Below are 21,496 nucleotides of genomic sequence, written 5' to 3'. Positions count from 1 at the left end.
TGTAATTGTAGCCGGAAAAATCTTCCTTGTGGATCGCGCACGCTTGACAGTCTAATCATTTTGCGCGATAATGCCGCCAATCCAAATTCCCGGTAATCTGTAGTATATACACTGGCTTTTGGGAAACGTGTGTAGAGTCTTCTTACATACGCTCGTGCCGCCGATTGATGGCATTGGAAAGGCATCTCATGGCACCAATTTGGAGTTTGCGTGAGTTTTTGGGGCGTAAACGACAAGCATTGGCGGCATTCCGCGCTCAACTAGTTGCTCAGCCACCAACACCGGTGACGCTACGGGCTGCGGTGACGGTTGCCGCGGGGACCGGTTTGCGTCCGGTGCGGGTACGTGATCATACGGTCTTGAGCGATTCGGGGCCGGCACTCGGCGGGTACGATCTCGGTCCGAATGCACCTGAGTTGTTATTGGCTGCGATGGCGAGCTGCGTGGCCCATTCGGCATTGGCGATTGCTGCCGATCGTGAGTTAGCACTTGATGAAATCCATGTTGAAGTGACGGGTCAAATCGATTACCGGGGAACGTTGGCAGTCAGTGCCGAGGTGCCGGTCGTCCCGACCGGTCTGCGCTATACTATTCGCTACCGTGGTGAGGTGAGTGATAGCGAAATGGCGGCACTACAAGCCGATCTCGAACGTCTCTGCCCGGTACTATTGACAGTATTGCAACCACAGTCGTTGTCTGGGCAAGTGGAACGGATGTGAGTCTGCGTAGTAGCGTGTTTTGTTACGCTGCCGGTATTGCAGGTTGTTTTCGCCGTCTAGAGCAAAGAGGGGATTGCGATGTGCCCACCGCGCTTTATCGAATCGATCCAATCGCCTGAGATTAGTCGCCGCAGCTTGCTCAAGTTCGGGTTGGGGGCAGCCATTGCTGCGGTAGCCGCACCGATGGCTGCTGAGGCGGCTCCTGTAACCCGGGTTAGCTTTAATAACGTTGCCGATCTGACCCATCTGCTCGGTACGCAGTTCCCGCTCTTTCCGGGTGCTGCTCCCTTCCAGATTACGCCGGTCGTTTTCCACGACCGTGACGGTTATTACGGGAGCGTTCTCAACTATTGGGAACATTCCGGTACGCATATGGATGCACCGGTCCATTTTGCTCCCAACGGATTGTTTGTCGATCAGATACCGGTACGTTCATTAGTAGTGCCGGCAGTTGTGATCAATATCAGCGAACGGGCAGCACGCGATCCCGATACGGTGGTAACGCCCGATGATATTAGGGCATGGGAACGGCGCTATGGTCGGATTCCTAATGACGCAGCCGTTCTGATGGCTAGTGGTTGGGGAGCACGTGCCCATTCGGTCGAGCTTTTCCGCAATACCGACTCGAGCGGTGTGATGCACTTCCCCGGTTTTGGGAAGGATGCGGTCGATTTTCTGCTGACCGAGCGTAATATTAGCGGGATCGGAGTCGATACGCTTAGCTTGGATCACGGTCCGTCGACCACCTTTGCCGTTCACTACACGATCTTACCGACAAATCGTTGGGGACTAGAGAATCTGGCTAATCTTGAATCGATCCCACCGAGCGGTGCAACGTTGGTTGTCGGTGCGCCGAAGATCGCAGCCGGTTCCGGTGGGCCGAGCCGTGTCTTTGCACTGTGGTAAACGGCACGGTCTGATGTTGCGCGTTATCATCTGGCAAACGTGAAGGCGAGGAGCATCAGACCGGCACTCCCCACAAGTTGGCCGATACTCCAAAAGCCGAGTGCATCCCACGCTGTAGGATCGGCCCAAGCTCCGGTATGGAGGCGTGCAATCAGCCAAATGCCGATTGGGGTTACCGCCAACGGAGCAACGGCCACCGGCCACGGCACACCACCGACGACGAGGAGTGGCAACGAGGCCAAAGCAGCAATAATGGCGCCACGTTGCCACTGCACAACGCGGTGTGGGCCAAATATGACGGCTAAGGTGCGTTTGCCGGCAGCCCGATCACCCACGACATCTGGTAAGCTAACAGCGATGAGCATGGCAAATTGGAGAAAGCAGAGCGGCAGAACCACTAGCCCGATAACCGGTTGTACGGTACCGGTTTGCAGGACGAAACCGGTCATGGCCGTTCCCCCCGGCACTAACCACGCTCCGACAACTTCGCCCCAACCGTGCCGATGCAAATAAAGGGGTGGTCCGCTGTAGACCCACGCGAGCAGAATGGAACTACCGAGAATCATTGTACTGAGGGTCGGGTTAGGCGACAACACCACACACCCGAGAGCCAAACCGATTGCAATCCCGCCCCAGCTCAGTGCCGCGATGAGTGCTACCTGCGCCGGCAAGCGTCCTTCCGGTAACACCCGACTACCACCCGACCATTGGGTAGGTGTTGGGTTGAGCGCATCGGCCATTCGGTCGAAATAGTCGTTACTGTAATGATTCATCAACTGAGCGCTCAATACCGTCACCAGACCTAGCCCGGCAAGGAAGCTATTGGGTAATTCGGGGCCGGCTGCCGCTACACCTATGCCATAAAAGATCGCCCCACCAAGGAGATGTAGTGGGCGACCAAGCTTGATCAGATCGATGATGATGGTAAGCCAATTCGTATGCATAGCGCTAGAACGGCTCGGTCAATTGATAAATACTGAGTAATGCAAACTCAGAGTAGAAAATACTCCACAAAAACATGTAGAAATTGGTAATTGATTGCTGTTGACTCACATCCACCCGAAAACTAGCCCACCAAAAGAGTGTGATCACAATTGCGTGACTCAGGACGAGAAAGCCGGCGGCAAACGCCGGTAATGACCACAACCCTACGCCAATTGGTAACAGATAACAGAGCGAGAGTAGTACTCGACCCAACTGCAACACCCGCCGAGCACCTAAGCGCGTGGTAAGGGTTTCAATCTGATACAGCCGGTCACCATGCGCATCTGGCAAATCTTTGTAGAGTGCAATGACGAGGGCGAACCCAAAAAAGAAGATACCGGCCAAGATGATGGTCGTCAATGGCAAATCGACGGCGAGGCGGCTCTGATAGTGAAACGCCAAGCCGACGTTGGCAATGGCCCCGCGCGCGCTGGCAATACTCAATGCGGCAGCCAGCGGATGTCGCTTTAAGCGTAGCGGGGGTAACGAGTAGAGCGAACCGATCAAGGCGATCGCAGACACCGTGATCAACAGGGCTGTACTTAAGATCGCCGCCCCGGTAAGAGCAATGACTAAAGCTACAACAACGATTCTTTGTCCGGTACGCATGCTCAAACGTCCGGCGGCGATTGGCAGCCATGGCTTGTTAATCCGATCAATCTCGATGTCGGTTAGTTGGTTCATCCCGACAACGTAGAGATTGAGCGCGAGACACACAATGAGCGTGGCGATGGCCAGGCCGATCAGATCGGGTGTCAGTGGTCGCCAACCTGCCACAATGATGAGTATTGTAATGACTTGAATACTGGTGGCAATGATGGTGTGTGGGCGGGCAAAATCGTACAGCAAATGTACGTGTTTCGTCATGCGGGATAACCTGTGTGTTATGCTAAGAACTTCATTTGGAATGATAAACATTCAATGTTTTCATCATACGTTGGAAATTCGTGGATTGTCAATAGCAGAGCGATGCCGTAGCAATTGCATTGTCGAGTTCTACGGTATCAAAGAGCATAGGTAGCACGGCTTAGTTCCGTAACGCAGCGAGTGCTTCATCAATGTCGGCGGGCGTGTGTTCGGCGCTTATCTGGAAACGGATGCTATCATCGCCACGCGGCACGACCGGGTACATTATCGCAGTCGCCAGCACACCGCGGGCGAAGAGCTGATCGACAAGGGCTGTCGTCGCAGCCGGATCGCGCACAAAAAGTGGGACAACTGGGTGTCCGCCGGGCAACGTCTCGAACCCCCTCTCGCGCAAGCCCTGCCGAAAACGTTCGGTCATCGCTCGGAGATGAGCTAGTCGCGCTTGACCCTCCGCGCTCTCAAGAATAGTGAGGGCGGTCAGAGCAGCACTCGCTTCGGCAGCGGTAATCGGGTTGGAGTAGATGTATGTTGGACCGGTTTCGCGCAGGCTAGCGATGACGATCTGCGATCCGACCACATAGCCACCGTTCGCACCAAAGGCTTTACCGAGTGTTCCGATCAGCAAATCGGCTTGTACGCCGCAATACTCTTCACTTCCGCGACCGGTTGCGCCAAAGGCACCGACGCCGTGCGAGTCATCGACGATCAGCAGTACATTCTCGGCAAATGCAGCATCGTGACGTGCGACCAATTCAGCAATGCGATCGAGTGGTGCATACACACCGCGCATCGAAAAGATTCCATCGGTCACCACGATAGCCCGCCGGCAGGTTTGTGCAGCGTGGTGTAGGGCTTCGTCGAGTTGGGCGAGATCGAGGTGGCGGTAGACGAGTTTTTCGCGGGGGCGGGCCAAGCGAATCGCGTTGATGATACAGTTATGGTTAAGTTCATCGCTGATGATGGCCGTTTCAGGGGTGGTCAGCGAGGTAATCACACTCAATACCGCCGCATATGCGCTCGAAAAGAGCATCGCAGCCGCACGCTGGTGGAATGCAGCCAGTCGTGCTTCCAACGTGACGTGTGGTTCTAAGGTACCGCTGATAAACCGTACCGCGCCCGGTCCAACCCCGAACCGCTGCGTAGCTGCTTCTGCGGCTGCGATCAGGCGTGGATCGGCTGCCAGACCGAGATAACTATTCGAGTTCATACGGATAAAGGGCTGCTCGTAGCCGGCCACACGATAGCGTGGCCCGCGTATACCATCACCTGGTATACGTTCAGTTATCACCCGCTCAAACCCTTTGCGTCGTCGTTCGTCACTGAGTTGATCGAGGTGCTGCCGGAGCAGCTCGGCAAGACGTTCGTGTGGCATAGCGTGTCTTTCTCCTCAACCAGGATTGGTGTAATCGCGTTCGGTGTGCAGTTGCATCACACGTAGCATCTCATCAACCATCTGCTCACAATCGTACTGCGGTTGTCATTCCCAATTGGCACGGAGCGCACTATCGTCGCGAGCGTGCGGCCACGAATCGGCAAGTGCCTGACGGTAGGCTTGTATTTCGGCGGTGATGCGCCTGTGGAGCAGCCGTTGGGTCAATGCAGCAGCCAATTCGGCAGGTGTAGCACTCAAGTCTTGGAATGTTGTAGACATTGGCGTAGCGTCATCGATCACGGTCGGCTGACCTCAGTTCGAGGGTAGCCCGAATACCATCGGTCATATCCATCAGTGAGTAGTGCCGCCACCGGATGGGGGCGTGGCTGAGATGAGACCGGGAACGCGCAATTCGCGGCTATCGAGGCCATAACAAGCCATCTCGGATGAACCGAGCAGTTCGCTCGTGACGTTGCTGATACCGGAGCGTGTCGTCGGTCGGTGGATGGCGCCTTTCGGTACAACCATCCGGTACCGGTGCAAATGGGCAACTCTCGTGTGACCAGCTCGCCGAGCGCTGCACCATCGTACAGTCGAGTTGAACAGACGGTCCGGCATCGTTGTAGGCCGAAGTGAGGAACTTACCCTCGCCAGCCGTTGCTTCATTGGCTGCCTCTTGTGCGCAACGATGTGCGGTACCGGTATGAGAGTTATACACGATGAGGCCCCATTTGGCTAGGGCTGAGGATTACGTGATGAGGGATGTGAGCGAGATACATGATCTCACGTTGCCGCTTGATAATGGCTCACCGTGTTCGTTATATCGATGGGACCACTCTCTTTTGGTGACCAACAACAGCTTGATCCTACTAAGTTTTATCACGAGCTGGCTGAGAGCGTGGTACCTGTCGCGCCCTCAGCCACTTGACGAGCCATCTAACGTGGGTCTTGACCACGAACTAAGCTGATTCCGTTTCTTCTGCTTCCGCTGCCCATGTGCTGGCGACCAGCCGGAAAATATCTGACTCGGTGATAATACCGACGAGCTGTCCGTCATCAACGACCGGCAATCCACTCACCCGTGCCCGTACCATCATCAACGCCGCTTTACCAATCGAGTCACTCGAAGCAATGGTGAGCGGGTTTGGGGTCATCAAGTCGGCAACGGTCTGTCCGGCTAGGTTGAAGCGAGCCAAACGCCGCTCTTCCTCATCGCGCGGATGGCTCATCGCCTGCTCAATGTCGCTGCGCGTGATGATCCCGACCAGCTTTCCCTGCTTATCAACGACCGGCATCCGTCGCACACCACGCGCGCGCATTCGCTCATAGGCGGCCAACGCCGAGAAATCTGGGGGTACGCAGATGGGGTTCTCGCTCATCCATTCGGCTACGCGCTCGGTTTTGGGCATATCACGCTCCTCTAATCTGAAATGAGGTGCAGTATGGTGCTCCCACATCCACCCTGCGGCAATCTAGGTGCAAGAGCAGTATAGTCGACCTTGCACATGTTGTGTGGAAAAGAAACCGCTACTACCGGCAGATGTTTAGTGACGGTAAATTATTTAGTAGTTCTAAATATACCACAACGCCTAGAGCGCTCTACCTGTCGGTAGGCGCAGCAGGCCGTCTACCCTGCTCCCATCAAGGCTAACACCACACCACCGGCCACGACGCTCGCTACCTGGCCGGCAGCGTTTGCACCCATCGCATGCATCAACAGAAAGTTCTCGAAATCTTCGTCGTGCGCGATCTTTTGCACGACACGTGCCGCCATCAGAAAGGCACTGATACCGGCAGCACCGATGATCGGGTTAAAACGGCATCGACTGAGCAGGTTCAGCAGCTTGCCGAACAGCAAGCCGGCGGCGGTATCCAGTGCAAAGGCGAGAATGCCGAGCGCGAGAATCGCTAATGTTGATGGTTGGAGAAAGCGTGACCCTTCCATCGTTGAGCCAATAGCCAGACCGAGAAAGAGAGTAACGATATTCGCCAATTCACGTGATGAAGTGTTGGTGAGCCGTTCGACCGCCCCGACTCGCGCATCAAGTTGCCGAGCATCAGCATGCCGATCAAGGGAATGGCGAATGGGACGAGGGTGCCGACGACGATCGTCGTCACAATCGGGAACAGGATGCGGGTACCACGGCTAATGGGCCGTTCTACGTATGCCATGCGGATGCGCCGTTCGTCCGGTGTGGTCAGTGCGTTGATAATTGGCGGCATAATGACCGGTATCAACGACATATAACTGTACGCCGCTACCGTGATCGGTCCAAGCAGGTGTGGCGCAAGCAGGCTTGAAACGTAGATCGAGGTGGGGCCGTCGATTGCGCCGATGATCCCGATTGACGCCGCTTCTTCCCGGCTGAAACCGAGGGCAAGTGCGGCAAGGAGCGTGCCGAAGATGCCGAATTGGCCGGCTGCACCGAGCAAGACCATACGAGGGTTAGATTGCAATGGGCTGAAATCGGTGAGTGCGCCGATCTCGATAAAAATCAGTAACGGAAAGAGTTCGTTGCTAATACCGGTGCGGTAGAGAATGGTCAACATACCATCATCACCGAGGATGCGGTGAGAGTGGTAAATTAGCCAACAGCGCACCGGCCCCAATCGGCAAGAGAAGGAGTAGTTCGTAGTCATGCACAATCGCGAGGTAGAACAACAGACCGGCGACCGCGATCATCACCAGCGATTGCCATGTCACCGACCCGATTCCCTGGAGGAGCCGCAGGACTAGTTCTTCCATAGTAGTATTACTTCGGGTAGGATAGCTTTCACCCATGACTCGGTCATTTGCGCCAACGGTTCACCATAACCAACACTCTATCCGGTTTTGACCAGGATTGCGGCCACAACTCCATCGCGCGGTGCACCAATGCTGTTGTTCATCTTCATGGCCTCTAGCACAATGATCGGTTGCCCACGTTTGACCTTCGTGCCGGGTTGGGCCACGATTTGCAAGATCGTACCCGGCATCGATGCTCGGATCAGGTTGTCGCCGATGGCGGGCGATGGCGGTAAGGTGGTCGGCGGTGGTGAGGTGTCGGCGCGGCAGTAGCGGGTACGGGTGGCGCCGGTGCCGATGTTGGGCGTGGTGCTATCTCGCCGATCTCGCCACTATCATTCAGTTGCACCTCGAATTCGCGCCCGTTGAGTTGAACGATGAAACGGTCGCTCCTCAGCTCAGTAATATCAATCGTATACCTCTTCCCGCTAATCGTCAGTTGATAACGACGCATTGCGGATTATCTCCTTCGTTGCCAACTCTGATTCTGGCGCGCTCGTCCGGCGGCCACCCCACGACTGGCAAAGAGCAGGCTGCCCGGCCAATAGCTGCGCACCGTAGGTGCGGCTTCACGGCGCAGCGTAGCCGCGTGAACGGTAAGGGCTACCGCAATCGCCGCGATCTCATCAGCCGTGAGCTGCGCGGTTGGGCTTGATGCACTCTCCGGCGCCGGCTCGGTCGAGCTGGAAGCTTCCGGTCGGTCAAACCGGGTGAGGAGCGTGAGTAATCCCCACAACAGCGCCAGGACGGCAAAGACCAGGCCCATCCCGATAACGGTCATCAGCAAGCCAAACCCAAGATTCTCCATGGTCCCTCCTCGCACAGTGCTACGACGGATAGAGTCCGTGCTTGCGTGGTAGATTCTGCTGCACCTTAGTCCGCAAAATCTCAAGCGCTCGGATCAGCCGTGGTCGGGTCTCTGCCGGCTCAATCACCTCATCAATCTGGCCGAGGTCGGCGGCGTGGTAGGGGTTAAAAACTTGCGGTGGTATTCAGCGACAAATTGCGCCATAAGTGCTGTCTGATCGGCAGCAGCGCGCAATTCATCACGGCATAAGATGCGCACGGCACCTTCGGCACCCATCACCGCAATTTGCGATGGCCACGCAAAGTTGAGGTCGCAGCGTAGTTGTTTACTTGACATAGCTACATACACTCCACCGATAGCTTTGCGTAACACAATTGATATTTTTGGTACGGTAGCCTCGCTGTAAGCGTAAATAATTTTAGCGCCGTGGCGGATCACTCTACCGTATTCTTGCTCGATGCCGGGCAAGAATCCCGGTGTGTCGACAAAGGTAATGAGTGGGATGTTGAAGGCATCACAAATACGAACGAAGCGGGCGATCTTATCGCTGGCATCGATACCGAGGGTGCCGGCCATCACTGCCGGTTGATTAGCGACGACACCGACGGCATAGCCATCGAGACGGGCAAAACCAACCACGGCATTTTGGGCAAACAGGGGTTGGATTTCGAGAAAACTATCGTGGTCGAACACGAGGTCGATCAGGGTGTGAATGTCGTATCCTTGGCGTTCGTCCGTCGGCACGAGCGTATTGAGGATCGGCTCTTGTCGGTCGGCGCGGTCGTAGGGCATAATTTGTGGCGGATCCTCGTTGTTGTTTTGCGGTAAGTAACTCAGTAGCCGCTTAATCAACTCAATCACCGCGCGATCATCGGCTGCGGAGAGGTGGGCGACCCCGCTGCGCGTGCAATGCACCGCCGCGCCTCCCAATTCTTGGGTAGAGATGTCGCGACCCGACACCGCTTTGATCACATCAGGCCCGGTCAGAAACATGTAGCCGGTCGATTCCGACATAATCACGAAGTCGGTCAAAGCCGGCGAATAGACGGCACCGCCGGCACAGGGGCCAAGGATCGCCGAGATCTGTGGTACGACGCCTGAGGCCAGTACATTGCGGACAAAGACCTCGCCGTAAGCAGCAAGGGAGCGTACACCTTCCTGAATACGTGCGCCACCCGAATCGTTCAGGCCGATGATCGGAATCCCACTTTCAATGGCAAGGTCTTGCATTCGACAAATCTTATTAGCCTGCACTGTCGAGAACGACCTACCCATCACGGTAAAATCTTGCGCATAGACGGCGACCCGCCGCCCGTTAATCTTGCCGAATCCGGTGACGGTGCCGTCGCCAGGAATACGCTGCTCGTCGTCTTCGGTGATACTGGTCGCCAGCGCGCCGATCTCTTGAAACGAACCGGGATCGAGTAACAGAGCCAACCGTTCGTGAGCCGTCAGTTTGCCGTGTGCGTGCTGCTGGGCAATTCGTTCAGCACCACCTCCCTGCATTGCTCGCTCGCGCAACCGGTGTAATGTAGCAAGTTGTTCTTCGTGAGTTTCCACAATCTCACCTCGGTGCCGTTAGCGGTTAGATGTGCAGGCAATCGCAGTGTAGAGATGCGGACGGTAGTATGAGGAAAAGAATTCACTACTCATCGCAAACATATAGTGACGAACAGTTGCCGGTCGTAGTGAACATAAAGAGATCAGGTTATTCGGTATGGCGATACGCCTGTGCTGACGCGCCGCAACCGTGATACTATCGCTATCTTGCCCTATTACCATTCGGCGAGGCCGGGTAGCGCGGGTGACTAAGCAAGCATACGCAAACGGTTTGGCCGCTTGCCCAACAATATAAGTAAGTGAGCGGGCGGTAAAAGGTTTTTATGGATATTATTGCGAGCGAAACCATAAGATGGTAAATAATGGAATTATAAAGTTTTTATTCTTGATTCAGAAAATATTGTAACTATGAAAAACATTGTTCTACCGTTCTCTCTTGACAATCATTCCTAAATGTGTTAATATGCATTCCACACGAATCTATCAACTAAATAGGAGTAAACGCCTATGCATCGAGTACTATCGCGCAGGGGATTTTTACGATTTGCGGCGATTACTGCCGCCGTACTTTCGTCGTGGGGAAAGAGCGTTTTGGCAGCCGGAAGTAAATTAAATCTTTGGCGAGCACCGAGTTTACCGTACAAATCGGTTAAAATCGCTAATGTTTCTCAACTTAGTCCCAACAAACCGGTTACGTTCAACTATCCTGATGCTTCCAGCCCGGCTTATTTGGTGAAATTAGGTAAGCCGGCTGTAGGTGGGGTCGGTCCGCAACAGGATATTGTCGCTTTTGTTGGAACCTGCACCCATATGGGTTGTCCGGTGCAGTATCAAGGGGAGCGATTTATCTGCCGCTGTCACTTCTCGATGTTTGATCCAGCCAAAGCCGGTCAAACCTATCAAGGATTAGCCAGCTCGTGGTTACCGCAAATCACCCTCACCGTTGATAAAAAGGGTGATATTTATGCGACAGCAGTGGATGGCCTGATCTGGGGGCGGGTGAAGAATATCTAATACGCAAAGGAGTCACTTATGGCAATTGTCCCACGCTTCGATCAATTACCAATCCCACCTACCAATGCGGCGGAGCACAACACAGTTTGCCAGTTCTGCAACGTTGGTTGTGGCTATAAAGTATATGTTTGGCCGGTCGGCGAAAGCGGTGATGTCGCTGCAACTACCAATGCCTTTAAGCGCGATCTCTCAAAACCACAACCGGCATTGGCAGGTCAAAGCTATACCGAAACAATGCACTCGATCACCGTGGGCAAGGATGGGCGTCAGTATCATGTGGTGATCGTTCCGGCAATGGATAGCCCGATTAATCAGGGCAACTATTCGTATCGCGGCGGTGCTAACGCGCTCACCGTGTGGAGCCTTGATCGCGGTACGCAAGATCGCTTAACGTATCCGTTGCTGCGAGTTGGCGATCAGTTCCAAGCCATTACATGGCAGGATGCGCTTGCCCTGATCGCCGGGGTGATCAAGGGTATCCGCGACCGTGACAAGAATGATGATAATATCGCAGTGAAATGCTACGACCACGGTGGTTCCGGGGCCGGTTTTGAAGATAATTATGGTGCCGGTAAGTTGTTTTTTGATGCGTTGTCGGTAAAGCATATTGCGATCCACAATCGGCCCGCCTACAATTCTGAAGTATGGGGGAGCCGTGAGCGCGGTGTGCATGAGCTGAATTACGACTATAGCGATGCTCGTCTCGCCGATACAGTGGTACTCTGGGGTGCCAATTCGTATGAGACGGCGACGATTTTGTATACTCAGCATATTCTTGCCAACATCCAAGGTGCGACTTTCGCCGAGAAGCGTAAGGCCTTTGATCAGGGTGAACCGGCAGAGCCAGGGTATCTGATTGTTATTGACCCTCGTAAGACTTCATCCTACACCGTGGCTGAAGCAGTCGCCTCAAATCAGGTGCTGCTGCTCCAACCAAATTTTGGCACCGATTATATCCTCGCTCATGCAATTGCCCGCGTAGTTTGGGAGCGGAACTACTACGATCTTGATTACCTCAAAGCGCGGACCGATATGAAACTGTTTGAGGAGTATAAGCAGAAGAACCTCAAACTAGATACGAAGTACGCCGACTTTATGGCTAACGTTGAGCGGATCACCGGTGTGCCGCGAGCCAAAATCGAGCAGGCGGCAGACTGGATTGCAAAGCCCAAAGCCAATAAGTTTAAGCGCCGCACGCTCACAATCTACGAAAAGGGCATCATTTGGAACATGAAAAATTACGACCAAGTGGCGGCCCTGGTGCAACTTGCGGTTCTGACGCACAACATCGGTCGGCCCGGTACCGGCTGTGGTCGCCAAGGTGGGCACCAAGAAGGGTATGTGCGACCGCCGGCGCCAACGCCGGGATCGATCTACAACGGTGGCCCGCCCGTCAATGTCGATAAGTTCTTGATCGGCGGTAAAGGGAAATTTTATTGGGTCATTGCGAATGATCCCTACCTCTCAACGCCGAATAATCAGATTTTCCGCAAGCGCATTCACGAGCGCACTACGAAACTGACTAAAGCGCTGGGTGAGAGTGGTGAGGCCGCTACTATTCAAGACCGAATCGATGCGATCCTCAAGGCACTCTATAACGATCCTGATGCGCTCTTTATGGTGGTGCAAGATATTTACATGACCGAAACAGCACGGGATGCACATCTCATTCTGCCGGCTGCCGGCTGGGGTGAAGCAAATGATACCTCCATCAATTGCAATAGCCGTCTGTTACGGTTGTACGAGAAGTTTATGGATCCACCCGGTGAGGCGAAGCCGGATTGGGAGATCTTTAAGCTGGTGGGTGAGGAGATCGCCAAACTCTACCGCGCTGCGAAACAAAATGATGTGGCTGCGAAATTTGAGTTTGGCAAGAATTGGAAGACCGATGAAGACGTCTTCTTGGCAGGGGCGCAGGAGTTTAAAGATAATCAGGTGAGTGAAGAGGATGAGGCGACGTTGGAGGCCGAGAATTACAAAGGGGTAACCTACGCCTTCCTCAAGCAAAAAGGTCAAGAAGGCATTCGCACGCCGGTACGGCGCGATCCGAAGACGAAGAATTTGGTTGGAACCCTGCGCCGCTATACCTCTAAGTTTGGGACAGCCGATGGAAAGTTCAAGTGGTACGCTACCGATGATTGGGAGGGGTATCCTGCCGAAGTAGCGAAGTATCTCGAGGGTACCAAAGCGAAGGAGTATCCCTTCTGGGTTACCACCGGACGGATTCAGCATCTGTGGCAATCGACGTATCACGACCGGCATTTGCCGGAGCGGGAAATTGCTAATCCGTTACCGTATGCCGAGATCAATCCCGATGATGCGAAGAAGCTGAACATCAAGTCGGGTGACTTGATCGAGATTTACAACGAGGAGGGAAATGCGATCTACATGGCCTACATAACCGACGCAGTAAAGCCGGGGACGATCTTTATGGTCATGTATCATTGGCGCGGTACGTCAAACTCGTTGGTGAGCGGTTACACCGATCCGAAGACCACTATTCCGTGGTATAAGGGTACACGGGCGAATATTCGCAAGGTGGGTAATCCTCCTGCATTCATCCAACTGACTGCTAGCACCATCCAGCAGAATAAGTTTAGCTAATAACAAAACGATACTGATCCTGTACGGCGGCAAGATAGTGGTTTTGCCTTGCCGCCGTGTTAATATTGAGTTGAGGCGGTTACCCCCCTGTCGCCAGCATGAGCGCCATCGCCAGCAGCGCAAACGTATTTTGTAGCATATGGAAGATGACACCTGGCCAGATCGAGCCACTTTGTTCGCGCAGGTAGCCGAGACACAAGCCGGCGATGAACAGGCCAGGGATGAGCTGAGGAATAAAGTGAACGACGGCAAAAATTGCTGCTCCGAGTATGATCGTCACGATACCGTTGAAGTAACGACGGAGCAGATGGTGGAGTACCCCACGAAAAAAGAGTTCTTCAACCACCGGGACGATCCCACCCACTAAGATCCATAAGGTGAACAGTTCGCCGCTGCCAAACGGTTGACCGCCGGAAAGACTCTCGATTTGCGGGTTTTGGAAATCGCCGATCAAGAAGGTCACCGTAGCGTTGGTCAATATCATCATCCCCATCCCAAAGATAAAGACCGGTGGTACGAGCGCAATAGATAACCACTGCGGCCAGTGCAAGCCCAAATCACGCCAGCCGGCTCGTGGGCCGATCACGGCGAGAATGGCACCGCCAATAATGAGATAGAGCAACATACCGGCAAGATAGACTGGCGGGCTGATAAAGCCGCGTGACGTGTCCCAGTTGGCGATTTCGTTGAGGGTACGAAGACCGAGGATGGTGATTGCGCCGCCTATACCGATGATCACAAGGGTGATCGCCAATTCACGCCAACCCCACGTTGACGTCAGCGGGGTAGGTGGTTGATCGACCCGGTTATGGGGTAGCATAGGTTTCTACTCCGGTTAGTAACGCGACTACATTTGCGCCCAGGGCATCAATGGCGTAACCGCCCTCTTGAACGATAAGCGTCGGCAGATGAAGCCGGGCAATAGCCATACCAATCGACCGATAGGCTGCCGTTGTGAGGGCAAAATGACCAAGTGGATCGGCATGGAAGGTGTCGAATCCGGCCGAGACGACAAGGTAGCGTGGACCATAATCGGCAATTGCTTGCAATGCTTGGTCGAGGGTAGCCAGATAACCGGCATCGTCGATTCCGTGCGGTAGTGGTATGTTCAGATTGTACCCCTCACCGGCTCCTGTCCCCCGCTCATCGACATAGCCGAGGTAGTACGGATACTCATAGGCCGGATCGGCGTGCAACGATACAGTCAGCACATCATTACGTGCATAGAAGATGCTCTGGGTACCGTTGCCGTGATGATAGTCGATATCGAGTACCGCCACCGTCGGTGCGCGCAAGGCCCACGTTGTATCACCACCGGTGTGACTACGTGCTAATCGGTCGGCAGCAAGCGCAGCATTGTTCAAGAAACAATAACCACCGGCCATATTTGCCGCAGCGTGATGGCCGGGTGGACGACAGAGCGCGTATGCGAATCGTTCGCCTTGCAAGAGGGCATCTGCTCCGGCCAAAGCAGCGCCGGCAGCCGAGCAGGCTGCGGCAAAGGTTCCCTCCATAATCGGTGCACTCAGATCAAAGGTGTAACGTCCGGCCGCAGCTTGTGGGCAATCGCTGCGTAGGCGTAAGCCGGGTAAGGGCCATGCCGACGGCAAGACCGGTGCGGTCAAACCGGCAGCTTGCCACCGTTCGTAGGCATGAGCAAGGTAAGCAAGATAATCGGCCGTATGCACCGTCTGCAAATCGGCGAGCGTTGCCGGTGGGACGGCAATTGGTGACGGAAAGCCGGCAGTGACTAGCGCGTTGAGAATAATCGATATGCGCTGAGGTGTCTCAAAATAGGCGACACGTCGCCCATCGAGAATCTCGAACGGTGGATGATGCAGATGGTGTTCGGTACCTAGAAAGATCTTCATAGTGGTATTGTACCGTAGTCTGAGTCAAGATCAATCGTTTGGTGAGGAGATACGATGCCGGCAAGGTGCTTGGTTCAACGGCGCCAGGGTACAACCGATGCTATTGCGCCGAACAATTCAGCCCATATTCATCTTCTGGTATACTTGCCTCGCGGCATAGGAAACAGGCCGGAGGAAGTGATGAAGATCTATAAAGCGCGTGCGCCGATGCGGATCGGCTTTTTTGGTGGTGGCACGGATGTCAGCCCCTACGCCGAAGAATACGGCGGCAAAGTGCTTAATTGCACGATCAACCTCTACGTCCGGTGTATGCTGACAACGAGCAATACACCCGGTATCCTCATCCGCTCACTCGATCTGCAAGAGGTAAGCCGGATGGTGAGCGACCGCGAATGGGATGGTAAGCTCACACTGCCTCAAGCGGTACTCGATGCTCTCCCCCAACTGCGGCCCTCGTCCGCCGGATACAAAATAACGATGTTTAGTGATGCTCCACCCGGTTCTGGCCTCGGTTCATCTTCAGCCCTGGTGGTCAGCATGCTGAAACTCTTGTATGCGGTTGCCGGTCAGAATGCCGACCCACACCAATTGGCCGAACTAGCCTACCGGATCGAGCGAGTTGATCTCGGTATCCCCGGTGGTAGGCAAGACCAATACTCTGCGGTGTTCGGTGGGATGTGTGTCTACCATTTTGGCCGCGACCGCGTGATTGTCGAGCCGGTACTGAGTGATCAGACCGCTTTGCTTGAGTTGGAGAGTTGTCTGATCCTTGGGTATATCGGGGATCGGCAATTACTTACCCGCCATTTGATGACCGATCAGGTACAGCGGTTAGTCAAAGGTGATACGCTGCGTCTCCACCACGAGACAAAAGCGTTCGTCGATACAGCGGCGCGCTTGCTGCGTGAGCATCGGATTGCCGATTTTGGGCGCTTGCTCCACGACGCTTGGGAAGTCAAAAAAGCCTTTTCGCCACACATCGCACCACCGATTGTCGAGGAGGTTTATGCACTCGCCCGCAAGCACGGCGCATGGGGAGGGAAGATATCGGGTGCTGGTGGTGGCGGTTTCATGGTGTTTGCCTGCCCATTCGACCGCCGTCTCGAGATCGAGCGTGCATTGACCGAAGCTGGAGTGATTGTGCGACCTTTCTCATTTGTGACGCACGGTGTGCAATCGTGGGTGGTTGAGGAGCCAGACCGTGATGTGTGATCCTTTGCGCCCTTTTGCCCTTCGAGGGGTACGGCATCGCCGTGCCCCTACAGGTGGTGCCCTTTGCTTCCTTTGCGTTCTTTGCGCCTTTGCGTTAACCCTTTGCGCCTTTGCGTTAACCCTTTGCGCCTTTGCGTTAACCCTTTGCGCCTTTGCGTTAACCCTTTGCGTTAATGTCCTTTGCGTCAGCGGTGTGGACCACGCAATCGCCATGTACCGATAATACCGTAAGGCAGGAACAACACGATCAGAAGGTAAACAATCCCAAACAACAGCGGCCAACTCGGTCCAAAGAACACATTAAGCCAATAGCCAAGCAACTGGATCACACCGGCACCCAACATCGACCCGATCAACGAGCCAACACCGCCGATAATCGTCATCAGCAGTGCATTGATAGTCGTACCAACCCCAAGTACAGCAGGATTCGCGTTAAGATTCCAAAGCGCGTTGAACGCACCGGCGAGCGCTGCCATCACACCACTAACCGTAATCGCGATCAATTTGAACGTCAGGGTATGGTAGCCCAGCACCTTCGCCCGCGTTTCGTTATCGCGAATCGCCATCACCATCGCAAAGTAGACCCCGCTAACCCGGAGTGAAAGGAGACCGATGATCAGGCTTTGACCAATAGCAATGACGATCACCGTCAAAAGTGCTGTGCCAAGATCCCAGCCCGCATGTTTCAGCAAAATACCGATAGTGTACGCACCGTTCCAAAAAAGAGGGCATGCCCGAATGAAAGAATACCGGTATAGCCCATCAGAATGTCGTAACTCATGACAAACACCGCCAAAATAAAGACCTGAATCAGCATACCTTGCCAGAACTTAGGTACACCGCTATCGACGGCCTGACCAGTTATAAGGGCTATCACGAACGGAAGCTTGCAGACCATGGTGTTGGCGCGCAATCGCAATTGCCTCAAGCAATGCATGGAGCGGCTCCGGCGTTAGGCTGTTCTGGTGTTCTGGTCAGTTAAGCGTAAGGGTGACAACCGGCCTGTCTCGTTGGATGTTGACGACGTTATCCATGCTCGATAGCTAGCACTGTCTCGCCACTGCACGCCGTCTTACCGTCAAGCTGAGGGTTTGTGTGCGCTGTACCCCGCTTGGCACGAGCACACGTAGTGCCGCCCGGATGTAACCGTAGAGCAGCATACCGTGGGCAATGGTGCGGCCAAACCGCGTTGCTGCGGCAGCGGTAGGATCGATATGGATCGGGTTTGTATCGCCGCTTACCGCTGCAAACCGATTGATATCAGCTTGGGAAACGGTGTGCTTACGACTGTAGCGCGTGCCAATCGGAAGTGCTGTCATGCCCCTCCTCCTTCAATCCGCACTTTAGCCCAATGCGGTACGAGCAGCGCCAGAAACCGGTCGGGTGCTTCGAGGTTGGCCGAATGGCCCACTCCGGCAATGATCTGGGCTTCAACCCCTAACGCTTCTGCGGCGCGTTTAACTGTCTCCGTGGTGACGAGCGGATCAAGTTCGCCACCCATCACCAGCGCCGGCACGCCAATGTTTCGCAGCGTGTTGCCCGGCTTCCAAGCACGCAAAGCGTTGATCGCGCCGTTAGCTGCACTGAGCCGCTGGCTATGCCCAATTGCAACCAGTTCACGCCACAAGTCATCTTCAGGGGCAGTAGGCGCCATCGCCTTGATCGCTTGGGCAAAGAAATCGGGGTTGTCTTTCAGCAGTTGCTGGCGATCCGGTTGATAGATCTCATCCGGCATCCCATCAACCCACGGCGGTGCGAGGACAGCGAGCGTGGCGACCCGCGTCGGTTGGTCGAGGGCCGCTTGTAGCACAACTGCTGCTCCCAACGAGTGACCGACCAAATGGCAACGCTCAATCCGTAATGCATCGGCAAAGTGCCAGAGGTCGGCGGCCAACGATGACATCAGATAGTCGTTGTCGGGGCCTTGCGTGGCACCGCGTCCGCGGAGGTCGGGAGCAAGGCCGCGGTACCCGGCTGGAAGGCGTTCGAGGACTCGTAGCCACCAACCACTACTTGCCCAGTTGCCGTGTACAAAGATAACCGGTTCGCCGCTACCGGCTTCAAGGTAGTGCACGGTCAGATCACCTACCTGTACCGTTGGCATTGTTCGCTCCTTCGGCACTACGGCTTAACCCTGCTGCACATGCGCATGAAATTCGCGGTTAAAATCGTCAGCTTTTTCGATGTATGGTGTGTGACCACAATCGGCAAAGACCACTTCTCGGAAGCGGCCACCGGCAGCCGCGTAACGCTCGAGGACGGCACGGGTCTGGCCGATCATCGGTTGCGGTGGATGCAGCTCAGCACCGGGCCAGTCGGGCAATACGCCAAGCTGACCGAGCGTACCAACATCGAATAGCGACATATCGCTTACAATCTGATCATCGGCCCCACGTATCCAAAGGATGGGTGGTTTGGGATCGGCGGCGAGGAAACGTTCGACCGCATTACCGACATACAGGGGTGAGATGGCGTTAATCGGTCCCCATACGCCCGGCGCAACACCTGGCCAATTGGGCGAGGGTTTGAAATCACCGGGATAGCGTTGCGGTCCGACCTTCTCACTCAGCATCGAGGCCAACAGCGCCTCTTCACGGGCTGGTCGAAAGGGCGGTTTCCAGTAGTAGGTATTCATAACCACCCGTGGCGCAGCCGGACCGGCCTCTTCCGTCGTATCACCGGCAGCCATCCGCTCGACAAACGCCTGATTCACGGTGCCACCGCCCGATCCGGCTCCGTCCGGCCAGCAGAGTTCGCCATTGAACCCTTTGCAGCCACCAAAACCGTAAGGTGAACCCGGTGCAGCGAGGGTAGCAGTGATGATGCGCTGCGGTGCTGCGGCGATTAGATTGAAGAGTACCACTCCACCTAATGAATGCCCTACCGCGTGACACCGCTCAATACCGAGCGTGTCGAGCAAGGCCAGCAGATCATCAACCCAATCGCCACAACCGCGTGTCGCGTCGATCAAGCGGTCTTCGGTCTCGCCGTAACCGCGTAGATCAGGCGCAATGGCACGGAAGCGGCTTGGCAAAGCCAGCATTGTCTCTTCCCAGAAGGTGGCCGACGAGGCATTACCATGAATGAAGAGAATCGGCTCGCCGTCAGCCGGGCCATTGCTTAAGACGTGCATCTGCAGCCGTGGCGTCTGAACCATCGTCGAGGTAATCCCGGGGAGGGTGGGAATCTTGCTCATATTACGCTCCGTTCCATGAAACCACTGCCAATCGCATAATGCGGTCGTTATGTCCCTTGTTGAAACATCCGCTTCAAACCTTGTTTGTCAATCTTGCCGGCTCCGGTTTTAGGTAATTCAGGAAGGGTGATAATCCGTTTCGGCAGCTTGTAGCGGGCCAGTCGTGTGCCGGCAAACGCGAGCAGGTCTTGTTCAGCGAAGCTACTGCCGGGTCGTACAACGACTGCCGCCCACCCGACTTCACCCCAGTGCGGGTCGGGCATCCCGATCAATGCTACTTCGGCGACGGCCGGATGACCGGCTAAGACGCTCTCAACTTCGGCAGGATAGATATTTTCGCCGCCGGAGATGATGACGTCTTTCAACCGACCAACGATGCGATAACACCCATCGGTGTCAAAGCTGGCTAGATCGCCGGTGCGCAGCCAACCATCGACGAAAGCTGCCGCCGTCTCGGTCGGCCGCCGCCAATAGCCGGCACAGACGTGTGGGCCGCGAATCTGCAATTCGCCGATCTCGTCGGGACCACAGAGCCGGCCATCGGCTGCGACGACCCGCAGGTCGATGAACATCAGCGGGTAGCCGACCGCGCCCGGCTTCACGCGCACCAGCTCCGGTGGTAGCCAAAAGGTGTTGGGGCCGGCTTCGGTGAGACCGTAACCGGTCTTGAAATCGATGCCGCGTTCCCAAAAGGCGTGGAAGATCGGTTCGGGACAAGGGGCGCCACCGCTGATCACGATCCGCATACGACGAAAATCAACCGTCGGCCAGCGTGGGTGCTGTTGCATAGCGATAAACATCGTCGGTACGCCAAAGAAGAGGGTGGCCGGGCCGTGATCGATCAAGTCGAAGACCTGATCGACGTTGAAGCTGCGGCAGACAATCGAGGCACCACCGATTTGGACGAGTGGTGCGGTGAAGACGTTCAAGCCGCCGGTGTGGAAGAGCGGTGCGTTGAGAATAGCGACATCGTCGGGTCGCAGCCCCCAACTCATCACCGTATTGACGGCGTTGGCGGCAATGCTGCGATGGGTGAGAATAGCACCCTTCGGCGTGCCGGTACTGCCGCCGGTGTAGCAAATGACCCACGGGTCATCCCAGCTTAATTCAACCGGGGTATAGGTAGCGGAAAGCGTATCACGCTGGGTTATGACCGGATCGTGTGGAAGCGCCGGTGCAGCACCGTCGATGGCGAGCCAATGGGTGACAGAAGTAGTCCGTTCTCGCAGCAGGAGGGTGGCTGCGGTGTATTCAGGGCCGTAGGCTAAGACACGCGGCTCGCCGTCGGCGATCAAGTCGCTCAGCTCGGTGGGGGTTAATCGCCAATTGAGTGGTTGCAAGATGGCGCCAATTTTGCCACAAGCAAACCAGAGATCGAGGAGATCGACACAATTTTGAGCTAGTGTGGCTACCCGATCACCACGTTCGACGCCTAATGTGCGTAACAAGTGCGCTGTGCGATTCGCCGTTGCATTCCACTCGCCGTAGGTGATCGGGCGCATGTCGTGTTGGGCATCGAACAACGCCACCGTATGCGGTGATAACAGTGCGCGCCGACCAAGCCAATCGCCAAGGTTCATCACATCCATGTGTTCCGT

General features: G+C 55.2%; 22 protein-coding genes and 2 pseudogenes. 5 read left to right on the top strand and 19 right to left on the bottom strand.

Going from position 1 to position 21,496, the window contains the following annotated elements:
- Positions 1 to 188: 188 nt before the first annotated feature.
- Together ACP5OT_RS06670 and ACP5OT_RS06665 are read left to right on the top strand one after the other, a co-directional pair.
- Positions 189 to 719, top strand: coding sequence for an OsmC family protein (locus ACP5OT_RS06670; protein WP_424677119.1), 531 nt, complete (start codon positions 189 to 191; stop codon positions 717 to 719).
- 78 nt (positions 720 to 797) lie between these two features.
- The gene (locus tag ACP5OT_RS06665) at positions 798 to 1,625 is read left to right on the top strand and encodes a cyclase family protein (RefSeq protein WP_424677120.1); all 828 of its coding nucleotides are present in this window, start codon (positions 798 to 800) and stop codon (positions 1,623 to 1,625) included.
- 26 nt (positions 1,626 to 1,651) lie between these two features.
- Here ACP5OT_RS06665 and ACP5OT_RS06660 read toward each other — a convergent pair whose 3' ends face one another.
- From ACP5OT_RS06660 to ACP5OT_RS06610, 11 genes and pseudogenes are all read right to left on the bottom strand, one after another.
- Positions 1,652 to 2,569 carry a prenyltransferase gene (locus ACP5OT_RS06660; protein WP_424677121.1) on the bottom strand — a complete coding sequence of 306 codons (918 nt, stop codon included), beginning with the start codon at positions 2,567 to 2,569 and terminating at the stop codon, positions 1,652 to 1,654.
- 4 nt (positions 2,570 to 2,573) lie between these two features.
- A complete protein-coding gene (locus ACP5OT_RS06655) occupies positions 2,574 to 3,527 on the bottom strand; it encodes a homogentisate phytyltransferase (protein ID WP_428111606.1) in 954 nt (317 codons plus the stop codon).
- A gap of 109 nt (positions 3,528 to 3,636) precedes the next feature.
- Positions 3,637 to 4,848, bottom strand: coding sequence for an aminotransferase class I/II-fold pyridoxal phosphate-dependent enzyme (locus tag ACP5OT_RS06650; RefSeq protein ID WP_424676997.1), 1,212 nt, complete (start codon positions 4,846 to 4,848; stop codon positions 3,637 to 3,639).
- A 105-nt stretch (positions 4,849 to 4,953) separates the two neighbouring features.
- Positions 4,954 to 5,127: a hypothetical protein gene (locus tag ACP5OT_RS06645; RefSeq protein WP_424676996.1), complete on the bottom strand. Its 174-nt coding sequence runs from the start codon at positions 5,125 to 5,127 to the stop codon at positions 4,954 to 4,956.
- Between the two features lie 72 nt (positions 5,128 to 5,199).
- Complete coding sequence (locus tag ACP5OT_RS06640) at positions 5,200 to 5,376, bottom strand: hypothetical protein (RefSeq protein ID WP_424676995.1); 177 nt, start codon at positions 5,374 to 5,376, stop codon at positions 5,200 to 5,202.
- 431 nt (positions 5,377 to 5,807) lie between these two features.
- Positions 5,808 to 6,257 carry a CBS domain-containing protein gene (locus ACP5OT_RS06635; protein ID WP_424676994.1) on the bottom strand — a complete coding sequence of 150 codons (450 nt, stop codon included), beginning with the start codon at positions 6,255 to 6,257 and terminating at the stop codon, positions 5,808 to 5,810.
- 218 nt (positions 6,258 to 6,475) lie between these two features.
- Positions 6,476 to 7,594: pseudogene (locus ACP5OT_RS06630) on the bottom strand (sodium ion-translocating decarboxylase subunit beta).
- A gap of 77 nt (positions 7,595 to 7,671) precedes the next feature.
- Positions 7,672 to 7,824 (bottom strand): biotin/lipoyl-containing protein, encoded by a 153-nt coding sequence (locus ACP5OT_RS06625; protein ID WP_428111601.1) that lies wholly within the window; start codon positions 7,822 to 7,824, stop codon positions 7,672 to 7,674.
- Between the two features lie 11 nt (positions 7,825 to 7,835).
- Positions 7,836 to 8,087 carry a hypothetical protein gene (locus ACP5OT_RS06620; protein ID WP_428111599.1) on the bottom strand — a complete coding sequence of 84 codons (252 nt, stop codon included), beginning with the start codon at positions 8,085 to 8,087 and terminating at the stop codon, positions 7,836 to 7,838.
- 6 nt (positions 8,088 to 8,093) lie between these two features.
- Positions 8,094 to 8,441 (bottom strand): OadG family protein, encoded by a 348-nt coding sequence (locus ACP5OT_RS06615; RefSeq protein ID WP_428111597.1) that lies wholly within the window; start codon positions 8,439 to 8,441, stop codon positions 8,094 to 8,096.
- Between the two features lie 19 nt (positions 8,442 to 8,460).
- Positions 8,461 to 10,001: pseudogene (locus tag ACP5OT_RS06610) on the bottom strand (acyl-CoA carboxylase subunit beta).
- A 507-nt stretch (positions 10,002 to 10,508) separates the two neighbouring features.
- Here ACP5OT_RS06610 and ACP5OT_RS06605 point away from each other — a divergent pair.
- A complete protein-coding gene (locus tag ACP5OT_RS06605; RefSeq protein ID WP_424676991.1) occupies positions 10,509 to 11,015 on the top strand; it encodes an arsenate reductase (azurin) small subunit in 507 nt (168 codons plus the stop codon).
- Positions 11,016 to 11,033: 18 nt separating this feature from the next.
- On the top strand, positions 11,034 to 13,619 hold the full coding sequence (locus tag ACP5OT_RS06600; RefSeq protein WP_428131698.1) for an arsenate reductase (azurin) large subunit: 2,586 nt from the start codon (positions 11,034 to 11,036) through the stop codon (positions 13,617 to 13,619).
- A gap of 79 nt (positions 13,620 to 13,698) precedes the next feature.
- Here ACP5OT_RS06600 and ACP5OT_RS06595 read toward each other — a convergent pair whose 3' ends face one another.
- Together ACP5OT_RS06595 and ACP5OT_RS06590 are read right to left on the bottom strand one after the other, a co-directional pair.
- A complete protein-coding gene (locus ACP5OT_RS06595; RefSeq protein WP_424676989.1) occupies positions 13,699 to 14,439 on the bottom strand; it encodes a CPBP family intramembrane glutamic endopeptidase in 741 nt (246 codons plus the stop codon).
- Positions 14,426 to 15,490: a histone deacetylase family protein gene (locus ACP5OT_RS06590; protein ID WP_424676988.1), complete on the bottom strand. Its 1,065-nt coding sequence runs from the start codon at positions 15,488 to 15,490 to the stop codon at positions 14,426 to 14,428. Before ACP5OT_RS06590 ends, ACP5OT_RS06595 begins: the two co-directional genes overlap by 14 nt.
- 180 nt (positions 15,491 to 15,670) lie before the next feature.
- Between ACP5OT_RS06590 and ACP5OT_RS06585 the strand changes: the two genes are divergently transcribed.
- A complete protein-coding gene (locus tag ACP5OT_RS06585) occupies positions 15,671 to 16,702 on the top strand; it encodes a GHMP kinase (protein WP_424676987.1) in 1,032 nt (343 codons plus the stop codon).
- Between the two features lie 185 nt (positions 16,703 to 16,887).
- Here ACP5OT_RS06585 and ACP5OT_RS06580 read toward each other — a convergent pair whose 3' ends face one another.
- The 6 genes from ACP5OT_RS06580 to ACP5OT_RS06555 all read right to left on the bottom strand — a co-directional run bounded on the left by ACP5OT_RS06580 (position 16,888) and on the right by ACP5OT_RS06555 (position 21,487).
- Positions 16,888 to 17,394, bottom strand: a complete 507-nt coding sequence (locus ACP5OT_RS06580; protein WP_424676986.1) for a branched-chain amino acid ABC transporter permease — start codon at positions 17,392 to 17,394, stop codon at positions 16,888 to 16,890.
- Entirely contained in the window at positions 17,388 to 17,579 is a 192-nt protein-coding gene (locus ACP5OT_RS06575) for a hypothetical protein (RefSeq protein ID WP_424676985.1), read from the bottom strand. The genes ACP5OT_RS06580 and ACP5OT_RS06575 overlap by 7 nt, the downstream gene beginning before the upstream one ends.
- 166 nt (positions 17,580 to 17,745) lie before the next feature.
- Entirely contained in the window at positions 17,746 to 18,021 is a 276-nt protein-coding gene (locus ACP5OT_RS06570; RefSeq protein ID WP_428131696.1) for a MaoC/PaaZ C-terminal domain-containing protein, read from the bottom strand.
- Entirely contained in the window at positions 18,018 to 18,806 is a 789-nt protein-coding gene (locus tag ACP5OT_RS06565) for an alpha/beta fold hydrolase (RefSeq protein ID WP_428111590.1), read from the bottom strand. Before ACP5OT_RS06565 ends, ACP5OT_RS06570 begins: the two co-directional genes overlap by 4 nt.
- A 24-nt stretch (positions 18,807 to 18,830) precedes the next feature.
- Positions 18,831 to 19,898: an alpha/beta hydrolase gene (locus ACP5OT_RS06560; RefSeq protein WP_428111588.1), complete on the bottom strand. Its 1,068-nt coding sequence runs from the start codon at positions 19,896 to 19,898 to the stop codon at positions 18,831 to 18,833.
- Between the two features lie 47 nt (positions 19,899 to 19,945).
- Positions 19,946 to 21,487: an acyl-CoA synthetase gene (locus ACP5OT_RS06555; RefSeq protein ID WP_424676981.1), complete on the bottom strand. Its 1,542-nt coding sequence runs from the start codon at positions 21,485 to 21,487 to the stop codon at positions 19,946 to 19,948.
- Positions 21,488 to 21,496: the final 9 nt, after the last annotated feature.

Source organism: Chloroflexus sp., assembly GCF_049970315.1.
Classification (GTDB): domain Bacteria; phylum Chloroflexota; class Chloroflexia; order Chloroflexales; family Chloroflexaceae; genus Chloroflexus.
Note: the sequence above shows the minus strand (reverse complement) of the source record. Positions and strands in the feature narration are given on the sequence as shown.